General features: G+C 65.0%; 10 protein-coding genes. 2 read left to right on the top strand and 8 right to left on the bottom strand.

Annotation, left to right across the window (positions count from 1 at the left end; genetic code table 11):
• Window positions 1-343: 343 nt before the first annotated feature.
• Complete coding sequence (locus BS329_RS40310) at window positions 344-679, top strand: hypothetical protein (RefSeq protein WP_143253431.1); 336 nt, start codon at window positions 344-346, stop codon at window positions 677-679.
• Window positions 680-686: 7 nt separating this feature from the next.
• The gene (locus BS329_RS40305; RefSeq protein ID WP_076168713.1) at window positions 687-1,631 is read left to right on the top strand and encodes an NPCBM/NEW2 domain-containing protein; all 945 of its coding nucleotides are present in this window, start codon (window positions 687-689) and stop codon (window positions 1,629-1,631) included.
• A gap of 743 nt (window positions 1,632-2,374) precedes the next feature.
• Here BS329_RS40305 and BS329_RS40300 read toward each other — a convergent pair.
• The 8 genes from BS329_RS40300 to tgmA all read right to left on the bottom strand — a co-directional run bounded on the left by BS329_RS40300 (window position 2,375) and on the right by tgmA (window position 10,182).
• Window positions 2,375-3,535: a methyltransferase domain-containing protein gene (locus BS329_RS40300; protein ID WP_076168711.1), complete on the bottom strand. Its 1,161-nt coding sequence runs from the start codon at window positions 3,533-3,535 to the stop codon at window positions 2,375-2,377.
• 169 nt (window positions 3,536-3,704) lie between these two features.
• Window positions 3,705-4,445, bottom strand: coding sequence for a TIGR02391 family protein (locus tag BS329_RS40295; protein WP_076168709.1), 741 nt, complete (start codon window positions 4,443-4,445; stop codon window positions 3,705-3,707).
• On the bottom strand, window positions 4,442-5,086 hold the full coding sequence (locus tag BS329_RS40290) for a DUF6262 family protein (protein WP_208619372.1): 645 nt from the start codon (window positions 5,084-5,086) through the stop codon (window positions 4,442-4,444). The genes BS329_RS40295 and BS329_RS40290 overlap by 4 nt, the downstream gene beginning before the upstream one ends.
• On the bottom strand, window positions 5,083-6,864 hold the full coding sequence (locus BS329_RS45045) for a tyrosine-type recombinase/integrase (RefSeq protein WP_244197488.1): 1,782 nt from the start codon (window positions 6,862-6,864) through the stop codon (window positions 5,083-5,085). The genes BS329_RS40290 and BS329_RS45045 overlap by 4 nt, the downstream gene beginning before the upstream one ends.
• On the bottom strand, window positions 6,777-7,676 hold the full coding sequence (locus tag BS329_RS43200; RefSeq protein ID WP_143253430.1) for a hypothetical protein: 900 nt from the start codon (window positions 7,674-7,676) through the stop codon (window positions 6,777-6,779). The genes BS329_RS45045 and BS329_RS43200 overlap by 88 nt, the downstream gene beginning before the upstream one ends.
• Window positions 7,673-8,833 carry a tyrosine-type recombinase/integrase gene (locus tag BS329_RS40280; protein ID WP_244197487.1) on the bottom strand — a complete coding sequence of 387 codons (1,161 nt, stop codon included), beginning with the start codon at window positions 8,831-8,833 and terminating at the stop codon, window positions 7,673-7,675. The genes BS329_RS43200 and BS329_RS40280 overlap by 4 nt, the downstream gene beginning before the upstream one ends.
• A gap of 102 nt (window positions 8,834-8,935) precedes the next feature.
• Window positions 8,936-9,823: an MvdC/MvdD family ATP grasp protein gene (locus BS329_RS40275; RefSeq protein ID WP_076168705.1), complete on the bottom strand. Its 888-nt coding sequence runs from the start codon at window positions 9,821-9,823 to the stop codon at window positions 8,936-8,938.
• A 2-nt stretch (window positions 9,824-9,825) separates the two neighbouring features.
• Window positions 9,826-10,182 (bottom strand): putative ATP-grasp-modified RiPP, encoded by a 357-nt coding sequence (tgmA, locus tag BS329_RS40270; protein ID WP_158075889.1) that lies wholly within the window; start codon window positions 10,180-10,182, stop codon window positions 9,826-9,828.
• Window positions 10,183-10,184 lie beyond the last annotated feature (2 nt).

Below are 10,184 nucleotides of genomic sequence, written 5' to 3'. Positions count from 1 at the left end.
CGCGACACGGTTACGACGTCAACGTTTCTTGATGAGGCACTAGGACGGTCAAAGATCCCCTTTTTTGGCCCGTACACAAGCTCCGTCCACGATCGCGCGACTCCAGTCGACGAGACCCTCGCTGCCGCAACGGCGACGTCGCCGAAGGTGAGACGCTTCGACGTCCGGCGAACGCCCCGGGACGTAGAGCGTAAGCATGCAGGCGAATTGATAAGAGCTTCGCGGTTCGACTGGTGCCTTTTCCCAACTGATATTCATACTGGCTGCAGTTGAGGGTGTGCTTGGTGTGGTGTGGAGCTGTGTGGTGCGGCTCCTCACCAGGATTTCCCGGCTCGCTCTCGGCATGGGCCACCAGGACGACGTTGAGACGGAGGGCTTTCCCGTGAATCTTTTTCCTGCTCGGCAGGCGATGCTGCCTGTCGAGGTGATGCAGTGTTTGCCGTTGTCACAACGGCTTCGTGAGTTGTTTCTCGTGACCTGGGTGCCGGTGTTGTACGGCGTCATCGCGATCAACGTGGTCGTGCTGATGCTGTTGGGCGTCGACATCCTCGTCGCCGAGGCGGTCGCGGTTTCCGTCTGCTTCGCGACGACGGAGATGATCCGCCGGACGATCATCGCCGGTGCGCTCGGTGGGACGTCGGAAACGCCGGGGCCTCTTGGTTCCCCGGCGACCGGGTAGCCCGCCGGTGGCGGGGCCGGGACGGCCGCAGAAGCCGGTCGACCCCGCCGCCGGTGAGGTCGCCCAGTTCGCCCGTGGGCTGCGGGACCTCAAGGCGGCGGAGGGAATGAGTTACCGCAAGATGGCGGCTCTCGCCCACTACTCCTCTACTGCGCTGTCCACCGCGGCCAACGGTGATCGCCTTCCGAGCTGGGATGTCACCAAGGCCTACGTGACCGTGTGCCGCGGCGACATCCAGGAGTGGCACCAGCGATGGAGCGCCGTCCGCGCGACGCTGACCGACGATGAACCCACTCCGCAGATGCGTACCTTGACGTCCCGCGACACCATGGCCAGCGAAAATAAGGTCACGCGCAACCCCGCTTGGCGCCGGTCGGTCGTGATCACCTCTGTCGTGCTTCTGTTCGTGATGGTCACTGCCTACCTGGCATATAACAAGAAGCTCGACGAGCCTGTCACGCAATGGAAGGACCCCTCTGAACAGGTGATGGCGCTGGGTGATCTTCCGCCGGTGGTGGGGAATTGGACTGCTGGGGGCATGCCCGCGGACCTCGGTGGTCAGGATTATCCCCAGACCCTGCGCCAGACCGTGGACTCGTGCACACAGCGGAGAGCCGCAGTCGAGTACAACCTTGGAAAGCGTTTCACGCGGCTTGTCGCCTTCGCCGGGATCGACGACAACAGTCCGAACGCTACGACCAAAGCCTCGATTATGTTCCAGGGCGACGGCCGGACGATCGCTATCAGCCAGCTGACCTTCGGCACCCGAGCCCAGCGGCTCGACGTCGACGTGTCCGATGTCCTGCGGCTGACGATCATCGTCAGCTCCGAAGGGACCGACCCCACCTGCAAGCCCATGGGGATCGACCTCGCACAGGCCACATTATTCCCCACCCCGGCCCCTTCCGTCATCCCCACCATCACGTCACCCAGTCAGGAACCCAGTGGATAACCGCGTTATTCACTGGGTGCACTTCAGCGCGGATATCGCTATTTCCGCTGCTCAGGGATTGATAACTACTGTTCAGACATCAACGATGAACGGTTGCCGATCACTTTCCGGCTTGCTTATCAAGATCATCGGTTGGCACACTGGGGAACGTCTCGACGCGTTGCCTGGTGGTCTAGCCAGACCTGAGACACCAAAGGGCCCCTGTCACCACCAGGGGCCCTTTTTCTTTAGCCGGTGGGCCCGCCAGCGACTACCTGGACAACCGCCCCGCCTCGGCTGGCCCCCGTTACCCTCTTCGTAGCTCCTGATCAAGGAGTTCGTGGTCGCCAGGCCCGGCATGACTTAGTCCCCCAGGTAACGGGGACTGAGTGAACCCGTCGCCGCTCGGGTCCAGAGTCACCGCCGCAGCGCCGGAAACGGCCGTGGCAAGTGCCTGCCTGACCTCGGCGACATTCCCCTCGGAGATCGCGTTCTGCCCACCGCACGCGGCCCGTCCCCCGCGCCACGACCGCGATCGTGGTGACCAAGCCCGTTCTGCGCCGGTTCATCGGTCCAGAGTGCCGCCCTCGCCACCCCGCCCGCATCCGTAGGACTATTCAGCCGAGGACAGGCGTCGCACCCCCGGCGATCAGCCCGTCGCAGATCAGAGCAGGCCAATCTCGTTCACCAGGCTCGTCGTCGTTGTGACGGCGACGACTTACGACGGCATCGTGGTGAAGCCATACTTCCGCTGCAGAACCTGCTCAGGAGCCGCTGTTGAGCAGCGGCCAGCTGTGGTTGCTGTCGGGGTCGTCGAGCCAGATGAACTGCTTGCCCGCCACGTTGAGCGCGGTCACGCCGAGCCGGGCGGCGTCGGGCTGACCGAGTGCCTCGAACAAGGTGGCGGCGTGCTCGACGGTGTCCCACAGCCGGTAGGGCCCGGACTGGCGGACCGCCCACGTGCCCTCCGCCAGGGGTGTCAGGTCAACCTCAGCGCGCGCGAGACCGCGTTGGGCAACCACGACGCCGTGCTCGGCGCTGCCGCCGAGCGTCAGTCCCGAAGCGTGGAGCCAGAGGAACAGCGCCAGCTCGGGCCGGTTCAGGAGCGTGGCGGGATCAACGGGGGTGGTGCCGTAGTGCGGGATGGCGGTTGCGGCCGCTGACGGTTGCTTGCCGGGGCCGAATGGGCTGGTGACGTCGACGCGCATCGGCATGAACAGCATGGGGAACGGGTCGATGCGGCCGCTGACCTCGTCGTCGGCGGTCTTGTCGAGCACCATCAGCGGGCCAGCGGCTCCGGCGTCGAGTGGGGCGACGATCCTGCCGCACGCGGCCAGCTGGTCGATCCAGGCCGGCGGGATCGCGGTCACCGCGCAGGTGGCGATAATCCGATCGAACGTAATCTCCCCCGGCCAGCCCTGGCTGCCGTCGCCCGTGGCCAGATGCGGGCTGTACCCGGCGACGGTCAGGTGCTCATGGGCGGCGTCGACCAGTTCGGGGTCGAGGTCGAGGGAGTAGACGTTGTTCGCGCCGAGGCGGTGGGACAGCAAGGCGGCGTTGTAGCCGGTGCCGGTGCCGATCTCCAGCACTCGGTGCCCCGGCTCGGGGGCAAGCCGTTCCAGCATGACCACCATGACGGTGGGCTTGCTCGACGACGAGCTGGCGATCTCACGCCCGGCCGGACCGTCGCCGGCGGTGCGGGTCTGGGTGGCCAGTGCTTCGTCGGCGTAGACCGCGTCCAGCCAGCCCGGATCACCCGCCTCCAACGTGGTTGGACCGTCGAGGATCCGCGGGACGACCAGGTGCCGGGGTGTCGCGGCGAACGCGTCGCGCCAGGCCGGGTCATGGAGGACACCAGCGGCAGTCAGCTCTGCGGCGAGGGCGGCCGCCCGGCTTTCCCAGGTGGCGGTGTCCAGAACGTCCACGGGTCTACTCCTTGGTCAAGGTGTCGGCGATTGCCGCGGCGATCGGCAAGTCGCATTCTTCGGCCAACCAGCCCCAGGCGGCAACCGCGTTGGCTTCAAGTTTTCCAACCGGTTTCGTCATTTTCTGTGCTTTGAGCTGGGGTTTGACGTCGCGTGCATGTTCGGGACGTTAGTTGCCGTCTTTCTTGTCATTGGACGCGATTTTGTCGAGGAGCCGCATGAGAAGATCCGCCAACAGGACGATCTCGGCAGCTTCGGTCGGGTCTGTGTGATCTACTCGGCGGCGGCTGGCCGGGTTTTTGAAGAGGCCGATGGTTCCTTTGAACAGTTCCATGAGTGCAACGGATTCGCCTGGATCGATGTCGGAGCGCCAAAGTGGTCCTGCGTCCGCATAGTCCGGGTTGTCTCTCGGAGGCGATTTGAATGCTGCTTGCATGAGTTTGGTGCCGAAGAGGCTGTCGGACAATCCGGTCATGGCGCGGACGCGGATTTCGACTTCTTTCATGGCCATGAAGGCTGCGGCTTCGAAGTCGCCGCGGAGGAACTGTGGTCTGGCTTTGGCTTCGAGTTCTGTGACGAGTTGCAGGTCGAGCCGTTGAACGGCGCGGAGCCAAGGCAATCCGCGTTCGAGGGCGTCGTGTCCCTGCCGGCTAACAACGAACGCTCCGGCCGATGACTGCTCCGGGTCCCAGACGACTAGACCGCGGTTGAGTAGCCAAGCCCAGGCTTCGGACAGCACGTTGAGGACGTCTTTGCGTCCGGGATATGCACGTTGTCTGGCGGTGTTGAGCCAGTTCTGCCAGTTCCGTTCGTTGTTGTCGCGGGCATCTTTGAGGACACGCAGGCCAAGGTCGTCGAGTGGAAGTGCTAGCACCTCGTTTGCTTCGAGGTCCCAGGCGGTGAAGTTCATCGTGCCTCCAGTGCGTTCGCGATCCATGTCGGTGCAGACCCAGTCGTGCGCCGCCTTGTTTGTGTTTCAGCCGGGCTGCGCTTCTTCCAAGATCTGCGCCTCGAGCTGGGCGATCTTCCGGTCTTGGAAGCGGGTGTTGGACCGCGCGGCTTGGAGCCGTTCATGGAGAGTTCGGTTCTCGTCGCTGAGCTGACGGACGCGCTGTTTGAGCGCGGTGTTCTCGGCGGTGATGTGACCGATGGCCTCGGGGACCATTCTTGCTCCAGGTCCCGGATTTCGCCCATGAGGTCACCGATCCGGCTGCGCTGGGATCGGATCTCGGCGTGGGCGGCGTTGAGTGCGTCTTCGGCGTTGAAGGCGCGCTCGCGCCAGGCGAGATCTTGCTCGGCATCGTGCGCGGCCTGGGTTTGCGCGCGTTGCCCGGCCGCGTTCTTCGCCGCGCCGGCGACGAGGGAGCGGGCGTCGGTGTTCTCGTAGAGAAACGTCCGAGACACCTCGGCTCGGCGGGCGACGGCGGCGTAGGTGATCGGCCTTTTCTGTCGGCGCAGTGCGGAGACGGCGTCCTGGACCCGTTGCAGCATGACTTCGGTGTTCTGGCGGCGGGCTTCGATGGCGGCGGCGGTCCGTTCCCGGGTGGTCATGCTGATTCCTGCTCCCAGTCGTCGTCCTCGTCGTCAGTGGTGGTGTTGGCGAGGTCGCTGGCACGGAAGCCGAGGTTCCAGAGTCGTTGGAAGTAGTCCTGGGGCCGTCGCAGGTCCAGGGCAAGGGCGTCATCGAGCAGCCCGAGCCCGGCGAGGGCCTTCTCCAGGCCGTTGATGGCCCGAGCCGTGGGCTCGAAGACCTGGTGCAGGTAATCGGCGGTGGCGTCGTCAGGGGCACGTTCAGCGATCGAGCGCCATTGCTCACGTTTCCGTTGCCAGTAAAGAAGATCAGCACCGGACATGACGAACTTGTCACACCCTTCGCAGTTCAACTTCCAGGGACACGCCGCTCCATTGACTACGGGTTGGAAGGTGCAGAAACCGCCTTCAGTGGGGGTGCTGCGGCGGGAAAGGTCCAGTGCGAGAGCCTCGGCTTGCAGCCTGTCCATCGGGGTAGTGGTGCTGGACAGCAGTTCGCCGGGGCTTGCTGCGCCGGGCCCGGCGACCCAGATGTGTTGCAGGACGTCCTCGATCTCGGAGACGGCGACTTTGGTGTAGTGCTCGGCCATCCGCTCGGAGACGTGGCCAAGGTATTTGCGAATGTGTGACAGGCTCGCTCCGTGGGCCAGGAGCCGGGTAGCCAGCGTGTGGCGAGCCTGGTGGGCGACGTAGCGCCCGAGGTCGAGACTGTCGACCCATGACCTGAACCGGTCGCCGAACCAGCTCATGGACATCGACTTGCACCCGGCGATATTGCGTGTGTTGGTGGGAAACAACGCTAGGCCAGCACGTTCTTGCTGCGTTGCTTCCCGTCCGCCGTGCCGGTCGGCGAACCGGGCGAGGGTTGTGCGTTGCCGCTTTGCCAGCCGTTCGTAGATCGTCTCGGGGATGCGGATGGCTTCGTCGTAGTTACCGACCTTCGTCTGGTCGTGCCAGAGCATCGGCAGCGTGTTGTATCGGCCGATGCACTCCAGCCGCAGATTGGTCACCTCACCGGCGCGGCGTCCCGTGGCGACGATCGTCTCCCAGATGTCGCGTAATCCCGCGTCGTTCCGGTCATGGTCGGCAGTGAGCCGCTGCAAGTTTCCCTCGTCGGATAGCGCTTTGGCGACCTCGTCGGGGAAGGGACTGCGGGTCCGTGTGTTCATCCGGCCGCCCGGTGGCAGTGCTGCGATGAATCCGCGGTCCAGGCCGATCCGATCGGCCTCGCCGGACATCAGCGCCCCGCGCAGCACCAGTCGACCGTTGTTGAACAGCGGCCTGCGCAGCGCGGCGGTGACGAGTGCCGGCTTCTCCTTGACGCGACCAGGTAGCGCGAAGGTGGGCAAGCCGAGTCGTTCGCGGCGGCGATACTCGACGACGAACCGTTCCATATGCTCGGTCCGCAGCAGGCGGGGATCGTGCCCACCTTCAGGTGCGTGACGTTCCAGGAAAGTCCCCAGCTCCAGACATGCCTTCCGGGGCTGATCAAGGCATCCCCTGGTCCGAGGGCAGTTCGGTGACCTCAATTGCTCGGCCGCGTGATCCCAGAGCAAGTCCCGCAGCCAGCGCTGCGGCACGTCGGTGAAATCGAAGCGGCTGGAACTGCTGGTGAATCGGACCCCGAAATGCTCGGTCTCGATATAGCCAGCGCTCTTCGTGTCGGCCGGGCTGTAGTAGACCAGCCGAAGCTCCTTGATGATCTCCTGAATCATCCGTCGGACGTGGTCTTTCGTGCAGCTGGCAAGGTCGATGTCGAGCAGCGACTCAAAACGTCCGTGGTAGCAGAATTCCAGCATGGCTGGAGCCAGGGCAGCTCCCATGCCTGGCGCTGCTCTCCTTGCACGTGAGCGTGCAGACCCCATCGAATCTCCGCCCGCAGCAACGGCCGCAACCCGCGCAGGTTGAGATCGCCAATCCGCATCACCGGCACTTGTGCCGCGCACCAGCGGCGGAACGCGCTCTCGTCGTCGTAGCGGACAGGGACCGGCTTGTCGTGGTACTCGTAGGAGCCAAACCAGCCTCTCGGCAAGGTCGCGCCGCCTGGTTTGCCGACATCGCCGTAGCGATCCTCGTGCAGGACACACAGTCCCAGCGGTGATGTCGCCAGCTCCAGACACGCGCCTGTTCGGCACTCGCCGTAGGTCGGATATGGGGTCTGCGTCTTCAACCACCGCTCGAAGCCGGTCTTGGTGCCGTGGGTGCGGACGTGTGCGCGCCAGCGGTTGCGGTGGCGGTGACAGAGCGCCAGCTGCCGGTTGAACGCGGGCCGGTGCACGCAAATGCGGCAAATGATCGGCTCCAGCGACACGGTCCGTGTCAGTGGTAGCGCGGACCGAACGAACGCCGCCCGCCTGGTTCCCGCGGCCTTCGCCTTGTTCCACTGTGCTCGGTGGATAGCGCACAGATCACCTGTAGCCCAGCGCGACCGCTCGCAGTCGGCTACTACGCACTGCCAGGGATAGACAGGGTGATCCGAGGGAATCCGGATCACGTCACGGCAGAACAGCGGATCGAATGAAGGACCGTTGATCAGCGTGGTCAGCAGCTCCAGCCGGTCGCGGCCAGCCCGATCGGACTCTGCCATTGGCAACGGGATCGTCGCGTTCATGCTTGATCACCCCAGACCTTGCGCAGTGCGCGGTCGAAGACGGGGTCATGGACGTCGGCGTGGGCGTAGATTTCGTCGACCGTCGTCGCCGACGCCCATCCGCCCGCCTCACGGGTGACCACCGAGTTGCCGCCGGAGGCGTCGAACACAGCGGTCGCGAACGAGTGGCGAAAAGCATGGGGTTTGACCCGGCCCAGCTCGGCGCGGTGTCCGGCCCGGCGGAGCATCCCGCGCGCCGCATCCGTCGTCCAGGGTTCGCCGTGGCGGGGGCCGGTCAACTGCACCAGCAGCATCCCATGCTCGGTTCCGGAGCGAGGGTATTCGGTGGTCATGTACTCGAAGTAGGTGTGAATCATCGCCGGACTCACCCGTCGGATCAGCCCGCCGCGCACGGTGCCGTCCTCGACCGCCCAGTCGTACTTCGTCTTCGCTGCCGCCCTGTTCGGGTTGCCCGGCCGGTGACAGATGTGCACGTGCGCCGCCCGGCATTCACCGCACCGTGCGTTCTCCCGCAGGTGCAGATCGGCCACGTGCAGACCACACAGTTCACCGATGCGGAACCCGCCATCCGACAGCCAGGTCACCACCATTCGGTCCCTGGCCGTGGTGGCCGTTTCCAGGACCCGGTCTTTCGTCCCTTCCGGTGTCATCTTCGGATGCCGCCGACGAACCTTGCGTGGAGCCAGCGGATTCGCCGGCATGTCACGCTTTACATGCCCGAGCAGCGCCCGGTTCCGATCCGCCTTGCTCGGCAATCGAGTTCGGTCCAGCTGCGCGCCCAACTCTTCGTTGACACCCAACGCGGCCTGCCGCAGGTAGAACCCCTTCAAGCAAGAGGCCGCCGCAGACAACGCACTATGGCCGTACGGATGCTTGCCGACCCGCCACGGCAACCCAAACGGCATCTGCGCCTTCGCGCCTACTGCACCCATGTAGCGCTCAAGATCCCGCAACGCTACTGCGGACAGCGAGAGCTGCTCCCGCTCCAGCCACCGCAAGTGATCCACCAGCAGATACGCGTACGTCCGCGAGGTTCCCGGCTCCAGCATCCTCAGAAACCCGTCCGCCTCCTGACGCACTAGACCGTCCGGCCCGACGATCGTGTGCCACCGCCCGTCCTTCCGCTCCAACGACTGCACACGCAGATCACCGACCACCAACTTCCGAGCCACAAAACCTCCATAAAGGACATCACGAACGTCCCTTACAGAGTCGGAAAAACGGTACAGCACCTGAAGATCACTAACGGCTGACGAACATCACGTACACGTAGACCCGTGGTCGGTAAATTCAAGGAACCAGAACCTGCCGTCGGTGTCGATCGCGAAATCGAGTGCACCGTAGACCAGGCCCATCTCCCCCATGAGCCGTTTGATCCCCGCGGTGACGTCGGCGGGTAGCTCGGTGAGACGGTAGGTGTTGGTGCCGTATCCAGCTCGCCAGTCGACACGGGCGGGGTCGGTGTGCGCGTGGATCTCCGAGGCGGTGATCTCGTCGCCGACGACGAATACGCGTGCCTCATAGGCTTTCGGGATCCACCGTTGGTACTGGTGTGCGGTGAGCGCGACGTCGCGCAGGTCCTCTGGGGTGGTGGTGTCCACTGGTTCGGTGTGGGCGAACTCGCGGACCCCGGCTTCGACGATCGACACCGCGCCGAGCATCTTGGTGATGAATGGTCCGTCGTCGGCGAACTCGACGACGGTGTCGGGGCTGTTGGTGATCAGGGTGTCGGCTACCCGCAGGCCGCAGCGCGCCGCGAGGACGAGCTGGTGTGGCTTGTAGGCCGAATCGGCGAGACGGGCGGGGTGGTTGACCCATAGCACCGGTAGCGACATCAGCACGCCGCCCAGCCCGTACTTGGCTTCGATCTTCGCGTGTTCCTGTTCGGCGGAGTTCATCTCGGCTGGGAAAACGTAGGCCCGCGGTGAGCGATACCAGACTGCCCTGATCTGTTCGAGATCGACCCGGTGGTGGTCGGTGCGCAGGACACCGGTCCAGCGGCCCCCACGCAGCCGGGCAGAGAGGCTCAGCCGCGTGGGAAACCAGGCGGTGTCCACGCGGAACACCGTGGCGCCACGATCTCGCAGGGCGAGCACCATCGCGTCGACGCTGGGGTCCCGCTCGTCGGCGATGATCAGAACGGTCATGGTCAGTCGTTGTGGTAATCCTCGGAGGGATCACCCTCTGACCCGTCCGTGCTTCCCGTCGAGGGCGCGGTCGGCGGCCCCATCTCCAGCAACGGCCTGCCGTCGCCGTCGACCCGGATCTGCCGGACCGGGTCATACACCCCAGCCGGGCCGGGCTCCCCGGTAGCCGGCGCCGGCTTCATGCGCTGCAGACCCCACGGCCGCACACCGGGCGGCGACGGAACCTCCTCTGGCCGGGACGCGATCCGGCCCCGCGACAACGGGAACTGTGCACTGTGCGACACCAAGGGATCGTCGGAGAAACCGGCATTCGCCGGTGGCGCCCCGATCGCGGCTTCTGTCGTGTCCTTGACAATCATCA

The sequence above is a fragment of the Amycolatopsis coloradensis genome (genome assembly GCF_001953865.1).
GTDB classification, from domain to species: domain Bacteria; phylum Actinomycetota; class Actinomycetes; order Mycobacteriales; family Pseudonocardiaceae; genus Amycolatopsis; species Amycolatopsis coloradensis.
The sequence above is the reverse complement of the archived record's forward strand: the minus strand, read 5'-3'. Positions and strand labels throughout refer to the sequence as shown.